At 61.3% G+C, this 25,708-nt stretch carries 28 protein-coding genes; 16 read left to right on the top strand and 12 right to left on the bottom strand.

Annotation, left to right across the window (positions count from 1 at the left end; all coding sequences use genetic code 11):
* Positions 1–89: 89 nt before the first annotated feature.
* Positions 90–1,493: a sensor histidine kinase RegB gene (gene regB, locus Q0478_RS06630; RefSeq protein WP_298677407.1), complete on the bottom strand. Its 1,404-nt coding sequence runs from the start codon at positions 1,491–1,493 to the stop codon at positions 90–92.
* Between the two features lie 71 nt (positions 1,494–1,564).
* Here regB and Q0478_RS06635 point away from each other — a divergent pair, with 71 nt between their 5' ends.
* The 3 genes from Q0478_RS06635 (at position 1,565) to Q0478_RS06645 (ending at position 3,893) form a co-directional block, all read left to right on the top strand.
* Entirely contained in the window at positions 1,565–2,197 is a 633-nt protein-coding gene (locus Q0478_RS06635) for an SCO family protein (protein ID WP_298677410.1), read from the top strand.
* A gap of 82 nt (positions 2,198–2,279) precedes the next feature.
* Entirely contained in the window at positions 2,280–2,831 is a 552-nt protein-coding gene (locus Q0478_RS06640; RefSeq protein ID WP_298677413.1) for an ActR/PrrA/RegA family redox response regulator transcription factor, read from the top strand.
* A 54-nt stretch (positions 2,832–2,885) separates the two neighbouring features.
* On the top strand, positions 2,886–3,893 hold the full coding sequence (locus Q0478_RS06645; protein ID WP_298677416.1) for a glycosyltransferase 61 family protein: 1,008 nt from the start codon (positions 2,886–2,888) through the stop codon (positions 3,891–3,893).
* On the opposite strand, the gene Q0478_RS06650 is transcribed toward Q0478_RS06645, so the two are convergent.
* Both Q0478_RS06650 and Q0478_RS06655 read right to left on the bottom strand, forming a co-directional pair.
* Positions 3,871–4,326 carry a GNAT family N-acetyltransferase gene (locus tag Q0478_RS06650; RefSeq protein ID WP_298677419.1) on the bottom strand — a complete coding sequence of 152 codons (456 nt, stop codon included), beginning with the start codon at positions 4,324–4,326 and terminating at the stop codon, positions 3,871–3,873. The genes Q0478_RS06645 and Q0478_RS06650 overlap by 23 nt on opposite strands.
* On the bottom strand, positions 4,326–4,934 hold the full coding sequence (locus Q0478_RS06655; RefSeq protein ID WP_298677422.1) for an HD family hydrolase: 609 nt from the start codon (positions 4,932–4,934) through the stop codon (positions 4,326–4,328). Before Q0478_RS06655 ends, Q0478_RS06650 begins: the two co-directional genes overlap by 1 nt.
* A 155-nt stretch (positions 4,935–5,089) precedes the next feature.
* Here Q0478_RS06655 and Q0478_RS06660 point away from each other — a divergent pair, with 155 nt between their 5' ends.
* The 3 genes from Q0478_RS06660 (at position 5,090) to Q0478_RS06670 (ending at position 7,446) form a co-directional block, all read left to right on the top strand.
* Positions 5,090–5,410 carry a hypothetical protein gene (locus Q0478_RS06660; RefSeq protein ID WP_298677425.1) on the top strand — a complete coding sequence of 107 codons (321 nt, stop codon included), beginning with the start codon at positions 5,090–5,092 and terminating at the stop codon, positions 5,408–5,410.
* A gap of 100 nt (positions 5,411–5,510) precedes the next feature.
* Positions 5,511–6,899: an adenosylhomocysteinase gene (gene ahcY / locus Q0478_RS06665; protein ID WP_298677427.1), complete on the top strand. Its 1,389-nt coding sequence runs from the start codon at positions 5,511–5,513 to the stop codon at positions 6,897–6,899.
* Between the two features lie 205 nt (positions 6,900–7,104).
* Complete coding sequence (locus tag Q0478_RS06670; RefSeq protein ID WP_298677430.1) at positions 7,105–7,446, top strand: DUF2853 family protein; 342 nt, start codon at positions 7,105–7,107, stop codon at positions 7,444–7,446.
* Positions 7,447–7,698: 252 nt separating this feature from the next.
* On the opposite strand, the gene Q0478_RS06675 is transcribed toward Q0478_RS06670, so the two are convergent.
* Genes Q0478_RS06675 through tsaD form a run of 4 tightly spaced genes read right to left on the bottom strand, consistent with a single transcriptional unit; the run spans position 7,699 to position 10,438 of the window.
* A complete protein-coding gene (locus Q0478_RS06675) occupies positions 7,699–8,118 on the bottom strand; it encodes an EVE domain-containing protein (protein ID WP_298677432.1) in 420 nt (139 codons plus the stop codon).
* Complete coding sequence (locus tag Q0478_RS06680) at positions 8,118–8,390, bottom strand: YciI family protein (protein WP_298677436.1); 273 nt, start codon at positions 8,388–8,390, stop codon at positions 8,118–8,120. The genes Q0478_RS06675 and Q0478_RS06680 overlap by 1 nt, the downstream gene beginning before the upstream one ends.
* Positions 8,391–9,347: an NAD(P)H-dependent glycerol-3-phosphate dehydrogenase gene (locus Q0478_RS06685; protein WP_298677438.1), complete on the bottom strand. Its 957-nt coding sequence runs from the start codon at positions 9,345–9,347 to the stop codon at positions 8,391–8,393.
* Positions 9,344–10,438: a tRNA (adenosine(37)-N6)-threonylcarbamoyltransferase complex transferase subunit TsaD gene (gene tsaD, locus Q0478_RS06690; RefSeq protein WP_298677441.1), complete on the bottom strand. Its 1,095-nt coding sequence runs from the start codon at positions 10,436–10,438 to the stop codon at positions 9,344–9,346. Before tsaD ends, Q0478_RS06685 begins: the two co-directional genes overlap by 4 nt.
* Before the next feature lie 119 nt (positions 10,439–10,557).
* On the opposite strand from tsaD, the gene Q0478_RS06695 reads away from it, so the two are divergent.
* The 6 genes from Q0478_RS06695 (at position 10,558) to Q0478_RS06720 (ending at position 16,688) form a co-directional block, all read left to right on the top strand.
* Entirely contained in the window at positions 10,558–11,169 is a 612-nt protein-coding gene (locus Q0478_RS06695; protein ID WP_298677442.1) for a uroporphyrinogen-III synthase, read from the top strand.
* 76 nt (positions 11,170–11,245) lie between these two features.
* Positions 11,246–12,400, top strand: coding sequence for a hypothetical protein (locus Q0478_RS06700; RefSeq protein ID WP_298677444.1), 1,155 nt, complete (start codon positions 11,246–11,248; stop codon positions 12,398–12,400).
* Positions 12,401–12,410: 10 nt separating this feature from the next.
* Positions 12,411–13,874 (top strand): heme biosynthesis HemY N-terminal domain-containing protein, encoded by a 1,464-nt coding sequence (locus Q0478_RS06705; RefSeq protein ID WP_298677447.1) that lies wholly within the window; start codon positions 12,411–12,413, stop codon positions 13,872–13,874.
* Positions 13,875–14,095: 221 nt separating this feature from the next.
* Complete coding sequence (smpB, locus tag Q0478_RS06710) at positions 14,096–14,578, top strand: SsrA-binding protein SmpB (protein ID WP_298677450.1); 483 nt, start codon at positions 14,096–14,098, stop codon at positions 14,576–14,578.
* 53 nt (positions 14,579–14,631) lie between these two features.
* Positions 14,632–15,504 carry a 3-mercaptopyruvate sulfurtransferase gene (gene sseA, locus Q0478_RS06715; RefSeq protein ID WP_298677453.1) on the top strand — a complete coding sequence of 291 codons (873 nt, stop codon included), beginning with the start codon at positions 14,632–14,634 and terminating at the stop codon, positions 15,502–15,504.
* Positions 15,504–16,688 (top strand): amino acid aminotransferase, encoded by a 1,185-nt coding sequence (locus tag Q0478_RS06720; RefSeq protein WP_298677455.1) that lies wholly within the window; start codon positions 15,504–15,506, stop codon positions 16,686–16,688. The genes sseA and Q0478_RS06720 overlap by 1 nt, the downstream gene beginning before the upstream one ends.
* A gap of 130 nt (positions 16,689–16,818) precedes the next feature.
* Here the strand turns inward: Q0478_RS06720 and Q0478_RS06725 are convergent, their stop codons facing one another.
* The 4 genes from Q0478_RS06725 to Q0478_RS06740 form a co-directional block, all read right to left on the bottom strand.
* On the bottom strand, positions 16,819–17,592 hold the full coding sequence (locus tag Q0478_RS06725) for a 3'(2'),5'-bisphosphate nucleotidase CysQ (RefSeq protein WP_298677458.1): 774 nt from the start codon (positions 17,590–17,592) through the stop codon (positions 16,819–16,821).
* A complete protein-coding gene (locus Q0478_RS06730; protein WP_298677461.1) occupies positions 17,579–18,925 on the bottom strand; it encodes a TldD/PmbA family protein in 1,347 nt (448 codons plus the stop codon). Before Q0478_RS06730 ends, Q0478_RS06725 begins: the two co-directional genes overlap by 14 nt.
* 31 nt (positions 18,926–18,956) lie before the next feature.
* Positions 18,957–19,670: a hypothetical protein gene (locus tag Q0478_RS06735; protein WP_298677463.1), complete on the bottom strand. Its 714-nt coding sequence runs from the start codon at positions 19,668–19,670 to the stop codon at positions 18,957–18,959.
* 75 nt (positions 19,671–19,745) lie between these two features.
* The gene (locus tag Q0478_RS06740) at positions 19,746–21,272 is read right to left on the bottom strand and encodes a DUF2125 domain-containing protein (RefSeq protein WP_298677464.1); all 1,527 of its coding nucleotides are present in this window, start codon (positions 21,270–21,272) and stop codon (positions 19,746–19,748) included.
* Positions 21,273–21,395: 123 nt separating this feature from the next.
* Between Q0478_RS06740 and Q0478_RS06745 the strand changes: the two genes are divergently transcribed.
* Together Q0478_RS06745 and Q0478_RS06750 are read left to right on the top strand one after the other, a co-directional pair.
* Positions 21,396–22,148 carry an SDR family oxidoreductase gene (locus Q0478_RS06745; protein WP_298677466.1) on the top strand — a complete coding sequence of 251 codons (753 nt, stop codon included), beginning with the start codon at positions 21,396–21,398 and terminating at the stop codon, positions 22,146–22,148.
* Positions 22,145–22,750, top strand: coding sequence for an enoyl-CoA hydratase/isomerase family protein (locus Q0478_RS06750; protein ID WP_298677467.1), 606 nt, complete (start codon positions 22,145–22,147; stop codon positions 22,748–22,750). The genes Q0478_RS06745 and Q0478_RS06750 overlap by 4 nt, the downstream gene beginning before the upstream one ends.
* On the opposite strand, the gene Q0478_RS06755 is transcribed toward Q0478_RS06750, so the two are convergent.
* Positions 22,734–23,099 (bottom strand): STAS/SEC14 domain-containing protein, encoded by a 366-nt coding sequence (locus tag Q0478_RS06755; RefSeq protein ID WP_298677468.1) that lies wholly within the window; start codon positions 23,097–23,099, stop codon positions 22,734–22,736. The two genes, Q0478_RS06750 and Q0478_RS06755, sit on opposite strands and share 17 nt — an antisense overlap.
* Positions 23,100–23,252: 153 nt before the next feature.
* Here Q0478_RS06755 and Q0478_RS06760 point away from each other — a divergent pair, with 153 nt between their 5' ends.
* Both Q0478_RS06760 and Q0478_RS06765 read left to right on the top strand, forming a co-directional pair.
* Positions 23,253–24,566 (top strand): mechanosensitive ion channel domain-containing protein, encoded by a 1,314-nt coding sequence (locus tag Q0478_RS06760; RefSeq protein ID WP_298677471.1) that lies wholly within the window; start codon positions 23,253–23,255, stop codon positions 24,564–24,566.
* Positions 24,563–25,693 (top strand): TIGR03862 family flavoprotein, encoded by a 1,131-nt coding sequence (locus Q0478_RS06765; protein ID WP_298677474.1) that lies wholly within the window; start codon positions 24,563–24,565, stop codon positions 25,691–25,693. The genes Q0478_RS06760 and Q0478_RS06765 overlap by 4 nt, the downstream gene beginning before the upstream one ends.
* The last annotated feature ends 15 nt before the right edge of the window (positions 25,694–25,708 follow it).

Here is a 25,708-nt window from a genome sequence, read left to right on the forward strand (position 1 = left end):
ATCCGCCCGTGCTCCTACTCTTACGCCCTCACCCCAACACAACCTTGGGGCGAATCTGGTTAACCAAGCCTTAACAATGTATCAGATAATTATGACGTTATCAGTATATTTTGGCCCAGCGGCGTGCGGCCCTCGCTTTTATCAACCGCAATATCGGCGATCGGCCAGCGCACAATCACCAGAGCCCCGGAGCGCTGCGGCCCGTCCCCGGGAAGGCGCGTGCGGGCGGGGCCATTGGCAAAGGCCAGTTCGGCCCCTGTGCGTTCGAGCAGGGTTTTGGCGATGAAGAGGCCAAGGCCCATCCCCTCGTAGGCAGTGTTTTTGGCGCGCAGCTTTGCGTTGCTGCGCCGGCGCATGAACGGGTCACCAATACGCCCGATCATACTGGGAGGGAATCCGCCTCCGTCATCTTGAATCCGGATGGTGACGGTTTCGGCGTTCCAGTGGGTTTCGACCCAGACATTGGCGCGCGAGAAATCGACTGCGTTTTGCACAAGGTTGCGCAGGCCGTGGATAATTTCCGGCTTGCGGTAGATTTCGGGTTGCTCGGTGCCGTCGTTGCTTTCTTGGAGGAAGTGGAGGGTCTTGCCGCGGTCAAGGTGGGGGCTGGCCGCATCTTGCACGACAGTAGTGACGGGGGCCTGGCGCAGGTAGAGATCATCTTTGCCGGCGCGGCCCATGGAGCGCAGAATATCGCGGCACCTGTCGGCCTGTGAAGCAATGAGCGCGATGTCTTCCCGGGCCTCGGACCCCTCGGGAAATTCGTCGATCAGCTCGGAGCTGACCAGCTTGATTGTGGCCAGAGGTGTGCCCAGTTCGTGCGCGGCGGCGGCCACGACGCCGCCAAGATCTGTGAGCTTCTGCTCGCGGCTCAGGGCGAGTTGGGCAGCCTGGAAGGCCTCGGACATGGCATTGGCATCCAGCGCGATGCGGCGCACATAGACGCCGAGAAATATTACGGCGATGGTGACTGCGGCCCATGTGCCAAAGACGAAGATTTCGGGGATCCGGAGAATATAGCCAAGCTCGGTGCGCAGCGGGTAATAGGCCTGTGTCAGCCCTGATGCGATGAGAACCGTGATCAGCCCCAACAAGATGGTGCTGCGGGTGGACAGCACAGCCGCCGACACCGCCACAGGCCCGACGATCAGGATGGAGAACGGATTGTTCAGCCCGCCCGCCAGAAACAGCAGCGCCCCCAGCTGCAAGAGATCAAATAAAACCATGAAGAAGTTTTCACGCTCCGACAGGCGGCGGTTTTCGGGGAAAACAAACATGGCGATCAGATTGGCCAGCACAGAGGCGCCTATGACCAGGTAGAAGAGCCCGACCTCAAGCCGCAGGTTATAGTAGCGCTCGGCAACAAACAGCGCAGTAAGCTGCCCGAACACAGCCGCCCAGCGCAGCCAGATAATCGTGCGCAGGCGGATATAATTGCTGCGGTGAAGCCCTTCGGGGAGCGGCGGGTGTTGAGACCTATTGTCCGATTGCATGTTGTGTCTTGACGCCTATGTGAAGAGGGTGCGCGAAAGAATGCGAAGAATGTAGCGAAAAAGGAAGCGTTATGTCTCAGAAACTTGCGATTGGTGCGGCGCTTGCCGCGGTTGTGGTGCTTGGTGGAACTTGGGGCGTGACGACGCTGACGGGCGGATCGGACGACCGTTTTGCCGCCTGTCGTGTGGGCAGCGTGGCTGGCGGTGGTGCTGATATTGGCGGACCCTTCGAGCTTGTGGACGAAACCGGCAAGACGGTGACAGACAAAGATGTGATCACCAAGCCGACACTGGTGTATTTCGGCTACACTTTTTGTCCGGATGTCTGCCCGCTGGATACCTCCCGAAATGGCGAGGCGGCCATGCTTCTGGAAGCACGCGGATATGACGTTGGCACCGCGTTCATCTCGATTGACCCGGAGCGCGACACGCCACAATCGCTCGCGGAGTTTACCGATATCATGCACCCCGAGATGCTGGGCCTGACCGGCACGCCCGAACAGGTAAAGGCGGCCAGCATGGCCTATCGCACCTACTACAAGAAGCAGGAGCCGGAACCCGGCGACGAGGAGTTCTATCTCGTGGACCACTCAACCTTCACTTACCTGATGGCGCCTGGGCAGGGCTTTCTTGATTTCTTCAAACGCGATGAGAGCCCTGAACAAATGGCAGAGCGGGTGCAGTGTTTTGTGGACAAGCTCTGAGCGGGTGCCGCGAGGTTTGTTTGACGCCCCGATCAGGGCAAGCTAAGACTTGTGACAAGCGCAAATGGGGGAGTGTCGACTGATGTCTGAAGAGTCTCTTGATCTTGGGGAAGACAGATCGCTTCTGCTTGTTGATGATGATGAGCCATTTTTGCGGCGTTTGGCAAAAGCCATGGAAAAACGCGGATTTGAAGTGGAAACAGCCGGCTCTGTCGTGGCTGGAAAGGCGATCGCCACAGCCCGCCCCCCGGCCTATGCCGTCTGTGATCTGAGGCTGGAAGACGGCAACGGGCTTGATGTGGTTGAAGTGATCCGCGAAAAGCGCCCGGACAGCCGGGTTGTCGTGCTTACCGGATATGGGGCTATTGCTACGGCGGTGGCGGCTGTGAAGATCGGGGCGATTGACTATCTCAGCAAGCCAGCCGATGCGCGCGACATCACCAATGCGCTCTTGGCAAGCGGAGGCGAGCTGCCCCCGCCGCCGGAAAACCCCATGAGCGCCGACCGTGTGCGTTGGGAGCATATCCAGCGGGTTTATGAGCTGTGTGACCGCAACGTGAGCGAGACGGCCCGCCGCCTCAACATGCACCGCCGCACCTTGCAGCGCATTCTGGCCAAACGCAGCCCGAAGTAAATGCGGCTGGACGCGACCCAGCCACCAAGCCCGAGGGGCGGGTGGTCGCAGGCCGTGATAGAGCTGGCTGACGCGCGGATTGTGCCCCCGCAACAGATTGATGGGCGGATCTTGCAAACGGCGGTTTTTGACCGGACCGGCAAAGATGTTGCGCAGGCCGCAACCTGGCGGCGCGAGGAGCGCATAACCCTGCCTCCTGAAAACCTGCCGCAAGCGGCGGGCGAATTGGCCGGAAAATGGCTCTGGGGGGGTGTGCTTTACCACCATTTCGGACATTTCCAGATGCAAAGTCTGGCCCGGCTCTGGGCGCTCAACCGGTTTGAAAAAGGCGCTCTTGAGGGGGTCTTGTTTGTCACCCGGGGCCAGCCGGAGCTGTTGGGCTTTGAGGCGGAGTATTTGCGCCTGCTCGGGGTTGATTTGCCTGTGAAAGTGCTCACGCAGGTGTGTGATGTGGCGCATCTTGTGGTGCCGGGCCAAGGCTTTGGGCTGGGCGAGATCGCTCGGGGAACACGGGTGTTCCGCCGGTTTATTGCGAACAACTTTGCACAGGAAATTGAGCCGGAAGGGCCGGAAAAGCTGTTTATTTCGCGGGCCTTGCAGCCGCTCGACAAGGGCGGTTTTGTCGGCGAGGAGCTTTTGGACGCGCGCATGGAAGAGGCCGGGTATTGTGTTTTTTGGCCGGAGCAGCACAGTTTGAGCGTTCAGATTGCCCGGTATAAGGCGGCCAAGCGGGTTGTGGCGCTTGATGGGTCTGCGCTGCATCTTTTTGCGATGGTGGCCAGGCCGGAGCAGAAGGCGGCCATGATCTTGCGGCGCGCGCGCGTGGCGAGCCGCGCGCTGCGCTGGCATATGACAAGTTTCATGAAGGCCAAGCCGCTGGCGATCAATGCGCTGGCCGAGGATGCTGACACGGTTGTGGGCAAGAAACGCGAGATCAGCGAGCTGGATTTCGAGCTGATCGGGCGGCTCTTGAAGCGGCATGGCTATATTGAACGTTCACAAGATTGGGGCTCGCTGAGCGCAGCAGAGCTTGCCTTGATCAGCGCAGATCATGGCGCATGAAGAGGCGCTCCGGCGTGCGGGTGTAAGGCTCAAACCCGCGGGACTTGTAGTAGATCAGCCCACCTTCATTTTGCAAAAGCACCGTGGCGTTGATCCAGCGATAGCCAAATGCCTTGGCCGCCTTGCGGCTGTGCTGAAAAAGGGCAGAGCCGATCCCAAGCTGGGTTTTGCCACGGCGTGTGAACGTGGCAATGTCACAGGTGTCTGACGGCAGGCCTTCATGGGGTGCGATTGACTGAAAGCCAAGCGCAGTGCCGTTGTCATCTTCGGCCATGAAAACGGCGCTTTGGGCAGGGTTAGAGCCTATCCAGCTGCTCATTTCGGTGCGCGAGACCAGCTCTGTCATGGCGGTTGTGCCGCCTTTGACGATGATCGCGTTGAGCAGCTCGGCCAGAGCGCGGGCATCGGCTTTTGTGGCGCGGCGCAGGTGCATCAGCCGATCTCGGCCAGAAGCGCGTTGTGACGGGCTGTGAACTCTTCGCGCACGGCAAGCGGCGGGCGCAGCGAGATTGCCAACCCGTCAAGTAAGGCCGGGTCTGGCGCGCCAAAGAACTTGTCGGACTCGGCCACGGAGAAGCCGGCGATTTGCGTGGCCTCCAGCCAGGCTGAGAGCTTGTCGGCCTTCTTGATCTGTTTCTTGATCAGCGGCGGCGTTTTGGCGGGAAGGCCAAAGCGAATGTGAATTGCAGCTGTCAGGCGCTCGTCGAGCGCCTCGTAGCCGGGGCCGACTGCGTTTTTGACCGGCGAGATCATATCGCCAATCACATATTCAGGCGCGTCATGCAGCAGGGCCGCGAGGCGCCATTTGGGCTCGGCCTTGGGCATAAGGCGGCCAAAGAGGGTTTCGACAAGCAGCGAGTGCTCGGCGACGGAATAGGCATAATCGCCCTGCGTCTGGCCGTTCCAGCGGGCCACAAAGGCGAGGCCGTGGGCGATGTCCTCGATTTCAACATCCATGGGGGTCGGGTCGAGCAGGTCGAGCCGCCGGCCTGAAAGCATCCTTTGCCACGCGCGGGCTTGTTTGGGGGAAGTTCTGGACATGTTTAAGGCCTGTCTGAGGATATGCCCTTTTCTTGCCATAATTAATTCGTATTGTAAGGGTGTGGATCAGAAAATCTGACCACTGGATCAGAAAATCTGACCAAAAAGGGCCAGCCAATAGGCCCATACTTGAGAGCAGAATCGAGGAGCTTGACATGATCGAGCGTATAAACACCAAGCGCATTTTCGCGCTTTCACTGGGCTTCATGGCTATTTTGACATCTTTGCCAGCCTATGCAGACGGCTGTGTGGCCCGCGAGATAATGGTCGAGCGGCTCAAAACCACCTATCAGGAAGCGCTTTCGGGCGGCGGCCTGCATGGTGCTTCTGCGGTTGTCGAGGTCTGGACCTCGCCTGAGACCGGCACCTTCACTGTGATCAGCACGGACACGGCGGGGCAGGCCTGTATTTTGGCGACAGGCACAGACTGGCAGGGCCAGAGCCTGTTGCGCCGCACATCCGGCCAGACAAGCTGAGCTCAGCGGCCCTTATCTGCCGTGGCGCGGGGGCAGTTGATTGCGCAGCGCCGGTTAAGATGATACCGCCCAGCCAAACGGGTTGAACATAGGTATCATCATGCCATCTGACTATATTGTAAAAGACATCTCGCTTGCGGAGTTTGGCCGCAAGGAGCTTGATATTGCCGAAACGGAAATGCCGGGCCTCATGGCTCTGCGCAAGGAATATGGAGAAGAGCAGCCGCTCAAGGGCGCGCGCATTGTCGGCTCTTTGCATATGACCATTCAGACCGCTGTTTTGATTGAAACTCTGGTTGAGCTTGGGGCCGATGTGCGCTGGGCCTCGTGCAACATTTTCTCCACGCAAGACCACGCTGCGGCTGCAATTGCAGCGGGCGGGACGCCGGTGTTTGCCATCAAGGGCCAGACGCTGGAAGAGCATTGGGATTATCTGGACCGCTCGTTCATGTTTCCGGATGGGGCGAACATGATCCTCGATGATGGCGGCGACGCAACGCTTTATGTGCTGCTCGGCGCGCGGATGGAAGCGGGCGAGGATGTGCTGGCTGTTCCGACATCGGAAGAAGAAGAGGTGATCAAGAAGCAGATCCAGAAGCGTATGGCCGAAACGCCTGGCTGGTTTGCCAAGACGCGGGACGCGATTCTTGGTGTTTCCGAAGAGACAACAACCGGCGTGCACCGCCTTTATGAGCTGCACAAGCAAGGCCAGCTGCCCTTCCCTGCGATCAACGTGAACGACTCTGTGACCAAGTCGAAGTTTGATAACAAATATGGCTGTAAAGAGAGCCTTGTGGACGGTATTCGCCGCGCCACCGACACGATGATGGCAGGCAAGGTGGCTGTTGTGATGGGCTATGGCGATGTGGGCAAGGGCTCTGCGGCGTCGCTTGCGGGCGCGGGTGCGCGTGTGAAGGTGACAGAAGTTGACCCGATCTGCGCGCTACAGGCGGCCATGGACGGATTTGAAGTGGTGCTGCTGGAAGATGTGGTCAGCACGGCGGATATCTTCATCACCACCACCGGCAACAAGGACGTGATCCGCATCGAGCATATGCGCGAGATGAAGGATATGGCGATTGTTGGCAACATCGGCCATTTTGACAATGAAATTCAGGTTGCGAATTTGCGCAACCACAAATGGACGAACATCAAAGAACAGGTTGATATGATCGAGATGCCGAACGGCAACCGCTTGATCCTGTTGTCCGAAGGCCGTTTGCTGAACCTTGGCAACGCCACGGGCCACCCCAGCTTTGTGATGTCAGCTTCTTTCACCAACCAGGTTCTGGCGCAGATCGAGCTGTTTAAGAATGGCGATCAGTATGACAATCAGGTCTATATCCTGCCCAAGCATCTGGATGAAAAGGTTGCGCGGCTGCATCTTGACCGTATCGGTGTGAAGCTCACCAAGATGGACCCCGAGCAGGCGGCCTATATTGGCGTATCGCCTGAGGGGCCCTTCAAGCCGGAGCACTACCGCTACTAGAGCCTGCGCCATTTGGCCAAGTGATCCGCCCCGCAAAGCCCCGTGCCTTGCGGGGTTTTTTGCGCGCTAAGCCATTGGCGCGGCTGGGCTGTGACGAAAAATCCCAATTTTTCCCTTTGTCTTGGGCCGAAGTGCCAGTAGGCTTTGGCTACGTTTTAACGGGTTTTGTATCAGGCTGAACCACCTCAGTATCGGGAGTAAGAGTATGGGAAAACGGGACGATCTCATTGCGCAATATGCGGAAGATCTCATCAACAAATGTGGCATGACGCCAGATATGGCACTTTTGACCAAAGTGACGATCGGCTGTGGCCCTGCAATATACAACGCAGACGCCTCCACGGTTGCGGCCACGCAGGCCAGCGAACTTGAGACAGTGAAAGAAAACTTCCTCAAGAAGAAGCTGGGCCTTGCAGAGGGCCCCGAGCTCATGGACGCGATCAATGCGGTGATCGAAACCTACGGGCGTTCGGAGCGCAACAAGTATCGCGCGGTGGTTTATTACATGTTGACCAAACATTTTGGCAAAGAAGCCGTCTACGGCTGAGCCGGAAACGCATGTCTGAGGCGCCCGTCTGTTCAGGCGGGCGTTTTCTATTTGAGCTATGTTTTAAGCAGTTGGCGTTTGGCCTGCGCAGCAAGCTGCGCTAGGGTAATCTTGCCCGAGTCAGTATGGCCGGACCCAGATTAGAATTCATGTGTGGTGGTTAGGGAGCACATGGGGAGAAAGAGGGTTCAGCCAGATGTATCAGGCCGGACCCTCTTTGTCTTTTAGGCCACCATGTTTAGGCCAGTGTGTTTAGGCCATAGTGTTTCCCAAAGCACAGATAATCTGCCAGGCCTGAGCGCTCACAGGTTGCACAGACAGCCGGGGGCTTTTGACAAGCGGCATCTCGGCAAGGCGAGGGTCAGCCTTGATTTGCGCCAATGTCACAGGGGTTTCAAAGGGGCGCAGTGCTTTTATGTCAACACAGTCCCAGCGTGGGTCTTGGGTGCTGCTGTCAGGGTGGGCCTCGGCGATCACCTGAACAATGCCGACAACGGCTTTTTCGCTCTGGCTGTGATAGAAAAACCCAAGATCACCGGTCTTCATGGCGCGCATGAAGTTGCGCGCCTGGTAGTTGCGCACGCCATCCCATTCCTCGCCGCTGTCGCCTTTGGCGAGCTGGTCTTGCCAGCTCCAGGTGTCGGGTTCTGATTTGAACAGCCAGTGCTGCATCAGCCGATCACCTTTTTCCAGGGCTGGATGCGCACATCTGAAAACAGGCCGGCCTTTGCATAGGGGTCATTTGCGGCCCAGCTTTCTGCGGCGGCCTTGTCTTCAACATCAAGGATGACAAGCGACCCGGCCATCTCTGCGGCGTCGTTCAGCAAGGGGCCGGCCATCGCGACAACGCCGGTCTCGGCGATATATGCAAGATGCGCATCGCGGTTAGATTTGCGGGTTTCAAGGGCATTGGCCTTGTCGGTGCAGATAAGGGCGATATACATTTATTCTTCCTTTAGGGGGCGTGAGAGGAGGGTATGAAGGGCATCTGAAACGCTATACTGCCCGCGGCTAAGCGCGGCAACAGCCGTGCAGATTGGCATATCAACACCCAGCTCTTCGGCCCAGGCAACTACCGCATTGGCCGTCGCAACCCCCTCTACGGTCAAGGCGCTGTCAAAGGGTGTGTTGCGCCCAAGGGCAAGGCCGTAGCGATAGTTGCGCGACAGTTCGGAGGTGCAGGTCAGAGCCAGATCTCCAAAGCCGGACAGCCCGGTGAGTGTTTCCGGGCGGGCCCCCCTGCGCAGGGCAAGCCGCTGCATTTCGGCAAAGCCGCGGGTGATGAGGGCCGCACGGGCACTGTCACCCATGTTTTTGCCGATACAGGCGCCACAGGCGATGGCAATCACGTTTTTCAAGGCGCCCCCAAGCTCGGCGCCCGTGGTGTCTGTCGTGCGATAGAGGCGCAAGTTGGGCGTTGTCAGAGCCTGTTGCAGAGCCTTGCCAACCGCCGGATCTGCGCAGGCCAAGGTGAGCGCTGTCGGCAGGCCCTGCGCGATATCAGCTGCAAAGCTGGGCCCTGTGAGCAGGGCAGCTTGGGCATCGGGCAGCAGGGTTTGAAGGGTTTGAACAGGGCCAAGGTGGGTTGTCAGGTCGAGCCCCTTACAGGCGGCCACAAGGGTGCGGCCACCGAGGATGGTGGCGTTGTCCTGCAAAAAGCCACGCAGCTCTTGCATGGGAACCGCAAGGATCATCGGGCCATCGGCTGGCAGCGCGTTCAGGGCCTCTGTCACCAAAAGGCTTTCGGGGAAAGGGGCATCGGGCAACCGACGCAGGTTGAGGCGGCGGGCCTGCATGTCTTTTGCGCCGCGCCGCGCCCAGAGGGTTACCGGCTGTCCGGCATGGGCCAGTGAAATTGCCAGGGATGTGCCAAAAGCGCCTGCGCCCAACACTGTGATCATGCTTTTGCTCCCTTTTTGCCTGAGCCGAGCATGGCAGGGCTGGCGCTGTCAAGCGGCCAGCGGGGGCGGGCGACCAGCGTCAGATCATCCTGCTGACCCGCCTCAAAAAGCTCCAACCCCGCATAGGCGATCATGGCGGCATTGTCGGTGCACAGGTCCAATGGAGGGGTGAGGCATTGTGCCCCGAACTCGGCAGAAACAGTCTCTAAGCAGGCGCGAATAGCCTGATTTGCGGCCACGCCCCCGGCCACAGCCAGGGTCGGCGTTTGGGGGGCGCTTTCCATATACAGCGCCATGGCGCGACGGGCTTTCTCGGCCAGAACATCAGCAACAGCGGCTTGAAACCCGGCGCAAAGATCGGCTCGGTCCTGACGGGTGAGGCCGCCCTTTTCGGCAACGAGGTTATCCCGTGTGCGCAGCAACGCGGTTTTTAAGCCGGAAAAAGAGAGGTCACACCCAGCCCGATCAAGCAGCGGGCGGGGCAAGCGAAAGCGGCTTGCAAGGCCCGTGGCCGCTTCAGCCTCAACGCTGGGCCCACCGGGCTGCGGCAGGCCAAGCAGGCGGGCGGTCTTGTCAAAGGCTTCGCCCGGCGCATCGTCGATTGTGCCGCCGAGGCGGGTAAAATCAGCCGGTCCACGCACCAGCAGAAACTGGCAATGCCCACCCGAGACCAGCAGCATGAGATAGGGGAATTGCGCCCCGTCGGTGAGCCGTGGGGTGAGCGCATGACCGGCGAGATGATTGACGCCAATCAGCGGTTTTCCCGATCCGGCAGAGAGGCCTTTGGCCAGCGCGACCCCCGACATGACCCCACCAATCAGCCCGGGCCCGGCGGTGACAGCGATGGCGTCAAGGTCCGGCAGCGTGAGTCCGGCTTGGGCGAGCGCCTGTTTGACGCAGCCGTCCAGCCGTTCGGCATGGGCGCGCGCGGCAATTTCTGGCACGACGCCGCCAAAGGCCGCGTGCAGGCTGGTTTGCCCCTCGACAACCGATGACAGCACATCTGCTGCGCCAGAGGTGCCGCGCAAGACAGCCGCCGCCGAATCGTCGCAGCTGCTTTCTATGCCGAGAATTGTGAGCGAGTGTGTCATGGGGCTTTTCATTGCAAGGAGCTATGGCGGCAGGTAACACCTAAGCCATGTCTAAAACAAGTTTACCTCTGCTTCTTATCACACGCCCAACCGAGGCCGCTCATAGGTTTGCAGCCCAGATGCAAGCGCTTCGGCCCGAGCTTGAAACCTTGATCAGCCCGGTGATCGAGATTGCTTTTGTCGCCCCTCAGGTGCTGCCGGAAGCGGAGACAATGCTGTTTACCTCGGCGCATGGTGTTCGCGGCTATCTCGCCGCCGGAGGGCAAGCTGGGCTGGCTTACTGCGTGGGGCGCGCAACTGCGCGTGTTGCGCAGGATGCCGGGTTTGAGGTTTTGGATGTTGCGCCCGATGCGGCCACCTTATGGCCAAGGCTGGCCCGCGAGACCCGTGGGGTTTTGCACGCGCGCGGGGCGCATGTGGCGGTTGATTTTGCGACATTACCGATGATTGACTCTGTGGTTGTCTATGAGCAGCCGCTCGTGGCCTTGAGCGGATTGGCGCTGGCCGCCCTGCAAGGGCCCCGGCCCGTTTTGGCCCCCCTTTTTTCGCCGCGCACGGCCCGGACTTTTGCGGCGCAAGCACAGGGTGCAGAGGCGCTTTGGGCCATATTTATCAGCCAAAAAGCCAAAGAGGCGGCGCAAGGCCTTGTAACCGAGCGCAGCTGTGTTGCGCAAACCCCTGACACGGCGGGGATGGTGAAGGCCTGCCTGCGGCTGATTGACAGCCTATGATTGCTTGAGGCTTTGCCAAGGGGCGTCTAAGCTTCATGCGGTATTGGAATGGTGAGATTCGGGAGGGCTGCGCGCCGTGGCACGCAAGACAGAAAAGACCAAGACAGACGCAGATCTCACACCGCCTGAAACCGAAGAGCTGGTGCATGATCGCGAGGCCCCACAAACGGCTGATGCGCCCGAGGAACCAGGCGATGAGGAACCAGGCGATACAGAGGGGCTGTCAGAAGAGGCTGAAACGCAGCCGGCGGGCACCGATTTCACCCAAGACGCCCCCACATTGGGCGAGCCAGATATGCCGCCGGCGCGGGCCCGGAGCGTCTTCTGGCCATTGGTTTTTGGCGGCGGTCTGTCTGCAGCGGTGGGTTTTGGGGCGGCGCTCTATTTGCTCCCCAATTTGCCGCAGAGCTGGCTTCCGGAGCCACAGGAGCCCAAGATAGAGGTTCTGTTGGATCGCCTGGAGGCTCAGGCGGCAGATATCGCCGCTGTCAAAGCGGTTCTGGAAAACAATAGTGCCGAAAATCTGCTAGATGCGCGCCTTCTGGAGCTGAGCGACAGGGTTGAAACCCTGGCAGAAGATTTGGCAGAGCAACAAGCGGCCATGGGCCAGTTTGGAACCCTTCAGGAGCGGTTGAGCGCCCTGGAAAAAGCGCCTGTTGAGGCGGCCTCTCCAGCCGCCATAGAAGCCTATGAACGCGAGTTGGCGGCGTTGCAGGAGGTGGTGGTGGCGCAGAGGGGGGATATGCAGGCGCAGGAGGCGTTGCGGCGCTCTGCGATGAGCCAGATATTAACCTCTTTGGAGACCGGATCCAGCTTCGAATCGGCTTTGAACAACCTGCGCGAGGCCGGGGTCGAGGTGCCTGCCGCGCTGCAAGCGCGGGCGGGCGGTGTTGCTTCGGAAGCGGCGTTGTCGCAGGCCTTTCCCGAGGCCGCGCGGGCCGCGCTTGCCGCCGCGCGTCAGGGTGCGGGCAGCGGCGGTATTGGCGCCTTCCTGAAAACCCAGCTCAACGCGCGCTCGCTCTCCCCCCGCGCCGGCAGTGACCCTGACGCGGTTCTCTCGCGGATGGAGGCCGCGGCGCGCGAGGGACGTCTGGGGGATGTTCTGGCCGAAGCCGAGGGGCTGCCGGAAGCCGCGCTGACCCCGCTTCAAGCCTGGCTGGAAACGGCCCGGGCAAGGCTTGCGGCCCTGGACGCGGCCACTGCGCTGAGCCAGCAGATCAACAACAACTGAGGGTGAAAAGATGCTTTGGCCATTGATAAAGATTTTCCTGTTTTTCGCCCTGATTGCCGCGGCCAGCTTTGGCGCTCTGGAACTGCTGGCGCTTGAGGGCGGGCTGCGGATTGCCCTAGCGGGGCAGGAGTATAGCCTGACACCGCTGCAAGCGGTGATCGGGCTGCTGCTGCTGGTGGCCGCTGTTTGGGTGTTCCTGAAAATCATGGGCCTTCTGGCGGCAACCTTTCACTTTCTCAATGGCGATGAAACGGCGATTTCCCGCTATTTTGACCGCAACAGAGAGCGCAAGGGCTTTCAGGCTCTGGCTGATGGAATGCTGGCGCTGGCCTCAGGCGAGGGCCGCCTTGCCCTGGCCAAGGCGGCGCGGGCCAACCGCTATCTGGACCGGCCCGACCTGACCAATCTTCTCACCGCGCAGGCGGCGGAAATGGCGGGCGATCAGGCCCGTGCCGAAGCTGCTTACAAGAGCCTGCTGACAGAGGAGCGGACCCGTTTTGTGGGGGTGCGTGGTATCTTGAAACAAAGGCTCGCAGCGGGCGAAACCGACAAGGCGCTGGCACTCGCCAAAACGGCCTTTGCCCTCAAGCCCGCGCATGAGGAAACGCAAGACCTGCTGCTGAAATTACAGGCCGAAGGCGCCGACTGGACAGGCGCGCGCGCCACGCTGAATGCCCAGCTCAAACACGGGGCCCTGCCACGCGATCTGCACAGGCGGCGCGATGCCGTTCTGGCGCTGAGCGAGGCCAAAGACGTGCTTGACGAGGACGACGGCATTGCGGCGCAGGAGCGCGCGATCGAGGCCAACAAGCTCTCGCCTGATCTTATTCCGGCGGCCGTTATGGCAGCGCGCAGCTACATCAAACAAGGCAAGGCGAGATATGCGACGCGCGTTGTTTCAAAGGCCTGGGCGGCGCGCCCGCACCCTGACCTTGCCGGTGCGTTTGCCGAGATTGTGCCAGAGGAAACCCCGGAGAAGCGCCTGAAACGCTTCCGCAAGCTGACCGCTGTAAACCCCGAGAATGCAGAGACCAAACTGCTGCTCGCGGAACTGAATATTGCGGCCGAAGATTTCCCCGAGGCGCGCCGTAGCCTTGGCGACCTTGTCGAGACAGATCCGGATGCGCGTGCGCTGACCATCATGGCCGCGATCGAGCGTGGCGAGGGCGCTTCGGACACGGTTGTCAAAGGCTGGCTGGCGCGGGCTTTGAGCGCGCCGCGCGGGCCACAGTGGGTTTGTGACAAGTGTCAGCACATCCACGGAGACTGGACCCCCACCTGTGACCACTGCGGGGCGCTGGACACGCTGAGCTGGAAGCGCCCGCCGGAGGGCGCGGGGCCGGCGGTTTCGAGCGTGGCCATGCTGCCGTTGATTGTGGGGTTGCCGGAGGCTGATGCGCCGACAGAGGCTGCGGAGATTGATGACGCGGAGGTCGTAGAGGTTAACGATGCGCCCGCCGGGGTTAACGGCTGATTTCGGGGGGGTGACATGCGTGCACACCCCGTGCACAGGGCGTGCACCGGCTGACTCGGGTTTGCGGGCCAATTAACCTTTGAAAATTTCTGTTAATCATTTGGTAACGGTGCGCAGGGCGTGCGCGGGCAGGCTTGGATGGTGCGCAGTAAATGCGCACCCTACGGCGGGGGTGGCACAGGCCCCTCGACTTTCAGGGTAAGCGGGATTATCTGGCAGGCATGGCACACGGTAAGACAAAATCAGACCCGAACTACAAGGTGATCGCCGAGAACCGGCGCGCGCGCTATGATTATGCTATTGAGGATGATCTGGAGTGCGGGATCATGCTGGAGGGGTCTGAAGTCAAATCCTTGCGCGACGGCGGTTCCAACATTGCCGAAAGCTATGCGACAGTGGAAGATGGCGAGCTTTGGCTGGTGAACAGTTATATCGCGCCTTACAAGCAGGCGCGGCAGTTCAAGCATGAAGAGCGCCGCCGCCGCAAGCTGTTGGCCAGCCGCAAGGAGCTGGGCAACCTCTGGAGTGCAACCAACCGCAAAGGGATGACTCTTGTGCCTTTGGTGATGTATTTCAACCACCGTGGGATGGTGAAGCTCAAGATCGGGATTGCCAAGGGCAAGAAGAACCACGACAAGCGCGCCTCTGACGCCAAACGGGACTGGGGCCGCCAGAAGCAGCGTTTGCTGCGCCATGGAGATTGATCGGGCGCAGGCTTGCCCCGTTGGCGACGCCGCGCTAGAGAAATAGGCAACAGATGATGGGGGCGATGATGGCCGGGGATGATCCGAAGACGCTGGTGAGCACAGAGTGGCTGGCCCAGCATTTGAAAAACCCAGATTTGAGGATCTTGGATGCGACATGGGTTTTGCCCCATGTCGAGCTTGACCCTGTGGCCGGTTACAACGCCGCGCATATTCCGGGCGCGCGTTTTTTTGACATTGACGAGATAAGCGACCACCGCTCCGAGCTGCCGCATATGGCGCCGCCGGTGGAGAAATTCATGAGCCGGATGCGCAAGATGGGCGTGGGCGACGGGCATCAGGTGGTTGTTTATGACCAGCTTGGACTGAACTCGGCGGCGCGGGTCTGGTGGCTTTTCAAGCTGATGGGGCAGGAGAGTGTTGCTGTGTTGGACGGCGGTTTGCCAAAGTGGCTGGCTGAAGGGCGCATGACCGAAGATCTGCCCCCTATCGTGCGCGACCGCCATATGACCGTGCGGGTGCAAAACCACCTTGTGAAAGATGTCACACAGGTTTCGGCGGCCAGCAAGCTGGGGGATTACGAGATTGTGGATGCGCGCGCAGCCGGGCGCTTTGCGGGCACCGAGCCTGAGCCGCGCGCAGGGCTGCGCGGCGGGCATATTCCGAACTCCAAGAATGTGCCCTTTGGCGCGTTGATAACAGCCGAGGGCACACTGAAAGCGCCAGAGGCGCTGCGCGCCGTGTTTGAAGGCGCGGGCGTGGACCTTGGCAAGCCTGTGATCACCACCTGCGGATCGGGGATCACGGCGGCGATCCTGTCGCTGGCTTTGGAGCGGATCGGCAAGACCGACCACGCGGTATATGACGGCTCTTGGGCCGAATGGGGCGCGTTTGCGACGCTGCCTGTTGCAACGGGAGACGCCTGATGTTTGGGAATTTGAAGAACCAGCCTGTGGACAAGATCATGCAGGTGATGGGCAAGTATAGAGCCGATCCTCGGCCCAACAAGATTGACCTTGGTGTGGGTGTTTACAAGAACGCCGAGGGCGTGACGCCTGTGATGCGCGCCATCAAGGCGGCCGAGCACAAGCTGTGGGAAGAGCAGGACACCAAGGCCTATGTCGGCCTTGTGGGCGACCCGGCTTATGCGGATGCCATGATCAAGCTCGTGCTGGGCGAGGCTGTGGCGCGCGAGAACATTGGCGCGGCGGCGACACCCGGCGGCACCGGGGCTGTGCGGCAGGCGTTTGAGATGATCCGCATGGCCACGCCCGAGGCGCGGGTGTTTGTGAGCAACCCGACCTGGCCCAACCACATCAGCATTCTGGAGTATGTCGGGCTGGAGTGTGTGCAATACCGCTACTTTGATGCGGCCACACGGAGCGTGGATTTTGACGGGATGCTGGCCGACCTTGAGGGCTTGCGCGCGGGCGATGTTGTGCTGCTGCACGGCTGTTGCCACAACCCGACGGGGGCGAACCTGACGCTGGAGCAATTCCGGCAGGTGATTGATGTGATGAACGCCAAGGGCGCGATCCCGATGGTGGACATTGCCTACCAAGGCTTTGGCGACGGGCTGGAGGAAGATGCGGCGGCGACGCGGCTTGTGGCTTCAAGCGTGCCCGAGTGCCTGATTGCGGCGAGCTGCTCGAAGAATTTCGGCATTTACCGCGAGCGCACGGGGCTTTTGATGTGTGTCAGCCAAGACGCCAGCAAGACCGCGCTGACGCAAGAGAACCTCGCCTTTCTCAACCGTCAGAACTACAGCTTCCCGCCTGATCACGGCGCGCGGCTGGTGACGATGATTTTGACCGATGACGCGCTGCGCGCCGATTGGATCGCGGAGCTGGAAGAGGTGCGCCTCGGGATGCTGGGGCTGCGCGAACAGCTGGCGGGGGAGCTCGCGCGGCTGACGAACTCGGACCGTTTCAACTTTTTGCGCGAGCATCGCGGGATGTTTTCGCTGCTTGGCACGGGGGCTGACATGGTGGAGCGGATGCGCGAGGCGAACGGGATTTACATGATCCCGGACAGCCGGATGAACATTGCCGGGTTGAACCGCGAGACTGTGCCGCTGTTGGCGAAAGCGATTGTGGACGCGGGGATCTGAGCGGTTTCGAATTGTGCTGCGCACAATCCGACCAACTGGGGGAGCTTTGCTCCCCCTGATTCAAAAGCTTTGCTTTTGAATCCCCCCCCTCAAGGTATTTTTGACCAGAAGAAGCGATCAGAGTGCTCCCTTAGGCGAGGGCGCTGAGGAGCCTTGCGTGCATCGCGGGGCTGGCGGCGAGCACGCCTTGGGAGGCGGGGTCTGCTTTGTTGAAAGTGAGCGGCACGCCGAGGCGGTCGGTGACGCGGGCGCCGGCCTCAGAAAGCAGGAGCGCGCCGGCGGCGATGTCCCATTCCCAGGAGCGGCGCAGGGTGATCATGGCGTCAAAGCGGCCTTCGGCGACCAGCGCGAGACGGTAGGCCAGCGAGGGGCGGTGGGCGCGTTTGAGGTTAGGTGTGCCGGCTTTCCAGTGTTTGGCATCGAACACCGGTTTGGTGGCGAGGACTTCGAGGCTGGCGAAATCGGCCTGGGGCGAGATGGTGAGGGGCGCGCCATTGAGGGTTGCGCCCTGGCCGCGGGCGGCGGCGTAGAGCTTTTGGCGCAGGGGCAGGTAGACCACGGCGGCGACGGGCGCGCCCTCTTCCACGATGGCGAAGCTGTGGGCCCATGTTGTGGAGCCTTCTATGAAGCTGCGGGTGCCGTCGATCGGATCAATAACAAAAGCGCGGGGCTTGCCAAGGCGGGTGCTGGTGTCTTCGGTTTCTTCGGAGAGCCAGCCATAGTCGGGGCGGGCGCTGCGCAATGTGTCTTCGAGGTAGGCATTGACGGCCAGATCGGCTTCGGTGACGGGGCCTGCGCCGTCTTCCTTGTCCCATTTCTTGAGGCGGTCCATGGCGAAGCCAGTGGCGATTTCGCCCGACTTTTGCGCGGCTTTGATGAGCAGGGCGAGGTCAGGATCCTGCAAGGGTCAGACCTTCGATGAGCAAGGAGGGCACCACGCGGGAGAGATGTGTGCGGGCATCATTGGCCGGGGTGAGACCCAGCAGCATTTCGCGTAGGTTGCCTGCGATGGTGACTTCGTTCACCGCGTGGGTGATCTCGCCGTTTTCAACCCAGAAGCCGGAGGCGCCGCGCGAATAATCGCCTGTGTTGGGGTTGATCGTGGAGCCGATGAGCGCGGTGACAAGGAAGCCTGTGCCCATTTCGCGCAGCAGCTCGGCCTGGCTGTGGCGGCCTTGGGTGAGCGCGATGTTCCAGACGCTGGGCGCGGGGGCGCTGCCTGTGCCGCGCGCGGCGTTGGCTGTGCTCTGCATGTCGAGTTTGCGGGCGTTGGCGAGATCGAGCGTCCAGCTCTGCAACACGCCGTTCTGCACGATGTGGCGCGGCTGTGTGGGCAGGCCCTCGGCATCAAACGGGCGCGAGCCGGAGGTGCGGGGGCGGTGCGGGTCTTCGACGATGGAGAGATGCGCGGGCAGAACCTGCTCGCCCAGAGCGTCGCGCAGCCATGAGGAGCCGCGCGCGACCATCGCGCCGTTGACGGCGGAAAGGAGGTGGCCAACCAGCGTGCTGGAGATGCGCTCGTCAAACATCACCGGGTAATGGCCTGTTTTGGGCTTTTTCGGATTGAGCCGCGCCACGGCGCGGGCGGCGGCCTGAGCGCCGATCTCTTCCGCGCTGCGCAGATCGGACTGGAAGATGCGGCCGTCGCCGTCATAATCGCGCTCCATGCCAAGGCCCGTGCCTGCGATGGCCACGCAGGAGAGCGCGCGCGAGGAGCGCATATAGCCGCCGGAAAAGCCTGTGCTTGTGGCGAGGTGCACGGCGGTTTGCGAATAGCTCGCGCTGGCGGATTGCACTTGGCTCACGCCTATATTAGCGAGCGCGGCGGCCTCGGCGCGGCGGGCGTCGTCCTGAAGGGTCTCCGGAGAAGGCTCGGGGGTGTCGTCATAGAGCTCGTAGGCGGTGATATCCCAGCTTTGCGCGAGCTGCTCGGGTGAAGCGAGGCCGATGTAGGGGTCTTCCGGCGCTTCATGGGCCATGGCGACGGCGCGCGCGGCAACTTGCAGCAGGGCCTCGAGGCGGGTGTCGGAGGAAGAGACCATCGCCTGCCGCTGGCCGACCATGACACGCAGGCCGAGGTCTGTGCCTTCGGCGCGCTCGGCCTGCTCAAGCTTGCCCTCGCGGATATCGAGAGAGACGGAGCGGCCCTCGAGCGTGATGACATCGGCAGCATCGGCGCCGGCTTTGAGCGCGGCTTCAATGGCGGTGTGGGCGAGCGTTTCGAGCGTGTTTTTCATGGCTTTGTTGTGGGCTATTAGCGGCGCGCGTTCAAGTCACGACTGCGCCAAGCCACGCCTCATCGAGCGCATCGAGCCTGGCGGGGGAGATATTTTTGCGGCTGGCCCAGTAGCGGCCAGAGGGCACGACGTAGTCCAGCGCCTTTTCCTGGGCCTTGATTTCGGCGAATTGGGCTGTGTTAGAGACTATTTTGACCGAGCGCAGGCGGGGCAGATCGGCCTCGGTGAGAGAGGGGAAGACAAGACGGCTCTCGCCCGTGCTGGCGCGCAGGCAGGCGCAGTTTTGCTCGGCGGCATGAAGCAGGAGGCGGGCGGACTTGGCCTCAAGGTTGCGCAGGGTGATGTCATCGCGCAAGGGGTCGGCTGTGCCTGTGCCGTAGAAATGTGTGCTGCCACCTTTGGGGTAGACCATATCGCAGCCCGCAAAGACCAGCGCCGAGGGGGCCAGCGCGGCCAGCGCCCAGTAGCCCGCCGTGAAGGCCATTGTGCCGCCAGCGTAGAGTATGCCGCCATAGGCGTTGTTGGCGGGGACATACTCGGCCGAGGTGACACGCTGCTGACCGGCACGCAGGCTTTGGGGGCCACGGGCGGCGGGGAAGTCATCGGGGGCGATGTGATAGTCCCAGTCTTCGCGGATTTGCCAGGCGTTGTTGATGGCGACGATGGCGGAAAACTGTGATTTGGGCCAGCTTTGCACCGCGCACACGGAGGGCGCGCTGCCGAGGATCAGGACGGGTTTTGTCATGGGGGCCTTCAAGTTCTTTCAGTGTCGTTTGACGCTATACGCTTGTGGCGAGGCGGTGGGTCAAAGTTTTCTGGTTTAGCGCAGGCGTTGGCCGTTGGCGCGCAGGTGGCCATCCTTGGTGACTTCGACTTTGGAGGTGAGCCTGTCTTCGCCCGCGGCGGGCACAGCAAAAAGCGCCAGCATCATGCGGGCCCCTGTGGCTTGCGCCTCGTCCAACAGGCCCATGCTGACGAGTTTGTCCATGAGGGTGGTGGCTCCCGCCAGCTCAAGGTCAACCGCGCCTGTGGGGCGGGGTATGCCGGGGATTGTCTCCATGTCGCTGTTGTCAAAGGTGAAGGCGCCTGTGCCTGTGAGGGCCGCGCCGGCGAGGCTGAGTTTGAGCGTGTTGAGATCAAGCGTATGCAGCTCGGCGGGCTTTGTGGCGCCTGTCTCCAGCGCGGTGAGGCCTGCGGGGTCGAGGATGTCAGAGAGCAGCTTGGCCTTGCCGGACAGCTCAAGGTGTAGTGTGGCGGGGTCGCGCGGGAGCTGGGCTGTCGGGTCGATCAGGCTCCAGAGCTTTTCGGAGGTTGTGAGCGCGCTCAGCTCGATGGTGAGGCCGTAAGTTTGCGTTTCTGGCGATGGGACAATGGGCATGGCGAGGGCAAACGCGCTTTTGGCGGCGTTGAGCTCGACGGGGAAGGGGGTTTGGCTGCTTGTCATCGTTGATGTGAGGCCCTGCACCGCGCCACTGTAGCTGAGGCCGCTCGCGCCCAGCGCCATTTTGAGCAGGCCGCTGTCGGAGGAAAAAGTGCCGATGGTTTGCTGGCCATTCTCTGTGATGTCGATGTGGGTGTTGCCGCCGGTGTGGCCAAAGCTGCCCTCAAAGGTGAAGCCTGCTTTGAGCATGGAGGAGGTGTTTGCGACATCAAACCCGCCAGTGGGGTAAGCGCCTGTGCCGAGGAATGTGAAGGCGTTGAGCGTGCCTGACAGTGCGAAGCGGTCTTCTGCGCGGGTGCTTTCGGGGGGCTGGATATCGACGGTGTAGGCGAGTGTATCGGCGGTGAAATCCTGCACGATGTCGCGCAGGCTGCCGACCTTCATGGTGGTGCTGCCGGCGATGTTGGACAGGGACATTCCGAGTGTGCCGATGTCGACGGGCTTGCCCTCGATGACCAGCTCGCTCAGGGTCATATCGAGCGCGCTGGCGGTGTAGCTGTAGCGCATATTGCTGGCGCTGCCCGAAACTCTCATGGAGAGGTCGGTGGTGTCATAGGTGAGGGCACCGGAGACATCGGCCTCGCCCTCGTCTGAAATGCTGAAGGCGATGGGCAGGGTTTTGGGGAGGCTGATCTCAACCGTGCCGTTGGAGAGGTTGGTCAGAGACATTTCGCCCATGTTGATCTCGATCTGGACGTCCTCCTCGGGGAGGGGCATCGACATGACGAGACCGGTGATTGTGAGCGTGTCGCCAGAGGTGGCCTCGCTGCCCTGCACCGAATAGCCGAAGCCTTGCATGGCGCTCTTCCATTCGCTCCAGACCTCTTGCGCGGTGATATCGGCGAGGGCGGGGGCGCTGGTGAGCGCAAGCAAAGAGCTGCTGAGAAGGAGTTTACGGGCGAACATGGGAAACCTTTCTGAACTGCGGCCTGCCGGCAATGTTTGTTTTGCTGCAAAGCAGATCAAGGGTGATCTGTCTGGACGTTAGCTTAGCAGAGCTTTACCACTGTTGAAAAACAGGAGGATGACATGGCGGATGTAACCGGCAAAACTGTGCTTATCACCGGCGCGAGCCGCGGGATTGGCGAGGCCACGGCCCGGCTGTTTGCCCAAAAGGGCGCGCATGTGGTTTTGACGGCGCGCAGCGCAGCGGTGATTGACGAGATCGCGCGCGACATTGGCGAGAACGCCATGGCGGTTGCCTGTGATGTGGCGAATTACGGCGATATGCGCAACGCTGTGGAGCACGCTGTGGGCCGCTTTGGCGGGATCGACATCCTGATTGGCAATGCAGGCGTGATCGAGCCTGTGGCGATGCTCGCCGAGAGCGACCCAGCCGCCTGGGGCCAGGCCATCGATATCAACCTGAAGGGGGTTTACCACGGAATGCGCGCTGTGATGCCGCATATGCTTGAGCAGGGGCACGGCACGATCATCACCATCAGCTCTGGCGCGGCGCACAACGCGCTGGAAGGCTGGAGCCATTATTGCGCCTCCAAGGCGGGTGCGGCCATGATGACCAAGGCGGCGCATGTGGAAGGCGCGGGCCACGGGCTGCGGGTGATGGGGCTTTCGCCCGGCACGGTGGCCACGCAGATGCAGCGCGAGATCAAGGCGAGCGGTGTGAACCCTGTGAGCCAGATGAGCTGGGAGGACCATATCCCCGCAGAGTGGCCGGCGCGCGCGCTTTTGTGGATGTGCGGGCCAGAGGCCGATGGGCACCTTGGGCAGGAACTGGCCCTGCGCGACGAGGCGCTGCGCCGGAAGGTGGGCCTGATATGATTACCCTCACAAAAGACGGAGCACTCTGGGTTGTGTCTCTAAACCGCCCTGAAAAGGCCAATTCGCTCACGGCGGCCATGCTGGAAGAGCTCTGCGAGATTGTCGAAGGTGCGGGCGCGGCGCGGGTGCTTGTGCTCACAGGGGAGGGCAAGGTTTTTTCCGCCGGAGCCGACCTTGACGAGGCGCGCGCAGGGCTGGCTACCTCGCCGCTCTGGGAGCGGCTTTCAGGCGCGGTGGCGGCTTTTGAGGGGCTCAGCATTGCCGCGCTCAACGGCACGCTGGCGGGCGGGGCCATGGGCATGGCGCTGGCCTGTGACATCAGGCTGGCTGTGCCTGCGGCCAAGTTTTTCTACCCAGTGATGAAGCTCGGCTTTCTGCCGCAACCCTCGGACCCGGCGCGGATGCGTGCGCTTATTGGCCCGGCGCGCGCCAAGCTGGTGCTGATGGGCGGGCAAAAGATATTGGCCGAGGAGGCGCTGGCCTATGGGCTGATTGACCGGATCGTTGCGCCTGACGCGCTGTTGGAGCAGGCGCGGGACATCGCCGCTGATGTTTTGGCGGCAAAACCCGAGATTATCAGCGGCATCAAGCGGATGATTTGACCCAGTCGCGCGCTTCTTCAAGCTCGGCCAGGTCAAACATGCGCAGCTTGGTTGAGATAAAATAGCCAGCGGCCTTTGTGAGCGGGCTGATCCAGCCGATATCAGACACGACGGCCACGCGCCGGATATGTTTGATATTGGCGATGTCAAACTTGAGGCCCGGCCAGATGATTGAGGGGTCAAAGCCTGTGAAGCTTTCGATCACCTCAATGAAGTTGACGGTGCCATGTTTGTCGATGAAGGCCTGCATGGGCGCGAGCGCCTTGTCATAGTCTTCGCGGGTGATATGGCCTGAAACCGTGATTGTGGCGGTTTTTGTGTTGTCGTCTTCGGCGTAGATCAGGGGCATGTCGGGCCCTCCTTCCTAGGGCATATATAGCAGAGCTGTTCTGTGCGCTCTTTGCGCTGGCGCAAGTTTGCTGGTCTGGCTCTGCTCAGTTGTAAAATTTGTCTGAACGGGGCATTAGCCATAGCTGTGGACGAGTTATCGGGGAAAGTGGACATGGACGGGCAACCAGAGATCATCACCATGGCGATGGGCTATTTGAACCAAGGCTGGGCGCTGGCGCAGGGCTGGCTTTTGAGCCCTGCGGCCTGGTCGCAGTTTGCCTTGCTGATTGTGGCTTATCTTTTGGCGGTTCTGGCGGCGCGGATGCTGCGGCCCAAGCTTGCCGCGCTGCTCACGCCCGAGGCCACGCAGCAGAACATGCTGGCCAATGCGCGGCGCTGGCTTCTGGTGTTTATCCCGTTGATGCTGCCGCTTCTGGCCTATGTGTTTACCGCTGTAGGCGAAAGTGTGGTGCGCTCGCTGTTTGATTCGGGCGCTGTGATTGCCTTTGGCAAGCGGGTGTTTCTCTTCCTCGCTGCGCGCATTCTGGTGCGCGAGATCTTGAGCGACCCGTTTTTGAGGCTCTTGGGGCGCTATGTGTTGATCCCTGTGATGGCGCTTTATGCGATCGGTTTGCTGGATTTTGTCAGCCTCAAGCTGAGCGAAACCGTGATCAGCCTTGGCAACATCAGCTTCTCGCTCATGTCGATCGTGCGCGGGCTGATTGCCGGCTCGATCCTGTTCTGGCTGGGGCGCTGGTCAAACGATCAGTCGAGCGCCTTCATTGAAAAGCAGCAGGAGATGCGCCCCGCCACGCGCACGCTGGCGGCCAAGACAGCCGAGCTTATGATCTTTGGTGTGGCCTTTTTGTTGCTGATGAACATCATGGGCATATCGCTCACCTCGCTGGCGGTGCTGGGTGGTGCGATTGGTGTGGGCCTCGGCTTTGGCCTCCAGAAGATTGCATCCAATTTCATCTCCGGTGTGATCCTGCTTGTTGAGGGGCAGGCAACCGTGGGCGACTATGTCGAGCTGGACGGTGGCGAGGCGGGCAAGATCGTGAAGATGACAGCGCGTGCGGCCATATTAGAGACGTTTGATGGCCGCTGGATTGTGGTTCCCAACGAAGATTTTATCACCACGCGGGTGGTGAACTACTCGGATGCCGGCAGTGCCAACCGCTATGAGGCGCCCTTCTCGGTGAGCTATGACACCGATATCAACCTTGTGCCTGACATTGTTGAGGCGGCTGTGGCCAAGCACCCCAAGGTGTTGGCCAAGCCCTATCCGCCCGATTGCGAGCTGCGCGGCTTTGGCGACAGCGGCGTGGATTTTGCCGTTGAGTTCTGGGTCAACGGGCTGGACGACGGCGAGAACAAGTTCACCTCCGATGTGCTCTTCCTCATTTGGAACGCGCTCAAGGACAACGGCATCACCATCCCCTATCCGCACCGTGTTGTGGAACTGCACGACAAGCGGCAAGGGTGAAGCGCGCCCTTGTCATAGGGGCGGGCCCAGCGGGGCTGATGGCCGCCGAAGAGATGGCGCGCGCGGGGCTGCATGTGACGGTGGCCGAGGCCAAGCCCAGCGTGGCGCGCAAGTTTCTCATGGCGGGGAAGTCGGGGCTCAACATCACGAAAGATCAGCCCTTCGAGGCTTTTGTTGCAGCCTATGAGCAGCCTGCCCTGCGCCCGATGCTGGAAGCTTTTGGGCCTGCGCAGGTGATAGCCTGGGCCGAAGCGCTGGAGCAGGAGGTCTTTACCGGCAGCTCCGGGCGCGTGTTTCCCAAGGCGATGAAGGCCTCGCCGCTTCTGCGCGCCTGGCTTGCAAGGTTGGCGGCGCTGGGCGTTGACATCAAGACGCGCCACCGCTGGCTGGGCGGGCAGAGCTTTGATACGCCTACGGGGCAGGTTGCGCTTGCCGCCGATGTCACCGTGCTGGCCATGGGCGGCGCAAGCTGGGCAAGGCTCGGCTCCGATGGCGCCTGGGTCGCGCAGATGCCCGATCTTGTCGCGCCGTTCCAGCCCGCCAACATGGGCTTTGCTGTGGCGTGGTCGCGCCACATGGAGCCGCTGTTTGGCGCGCCTGTGAAGCCGGTCGCGCTGCGGGCTGGCGGGATCAAGCATCGTGGCGAATTTGTCGTCTCGCGGCGCGGGCTGGAAGGCAGCGGCATCTATGCTGTCTCTAAAGTGATGCGCGAAGGCGCGCCGCTCTGGCTGGACCTGATGCCAGACGTGACGCTTCAACAGATCGAGTCCCGCCTCGCAAAAGCGGGCAAACAGAGCCTGCCCAATGCGCTCAAACGGCTGAAGCTTGACCCTGTGAAGCGCGCGCTTTTCTTCGAGTTCGGCAAGGATAGAGACACATCTGTTGCCCAAACGCTCAAAAACCTGCCCATCGCCCACGCGGGCCCAAGGCCGATGGACGAGGCGATCTCCACAGCCGGTGGCTTACGCTTTGAGGCGCTCACCGAAGGCCTCATGCTCAAAAGCCAGCCCAACATCTTTGCCGCCGGCGAAATGCTCGATTGGGAAGCCCCCACAGGCGGCTATCTCATCACAGCCTGCCTCGCCACAGGCAAATGGGCCGGCCGGCACGCGGCTCAAGCGGCCTAGCCCTTTTTTATTGCC

This window comes from uncultured Lentibacter sp., from assembly GCF_937123735.1.
Classification (GTDB): domain Bacteria; phylum Pseudomonadota; class Alphaproteobacteria; order Rhodobacterales; family Rhodobacteraceae; genus Lentibacter.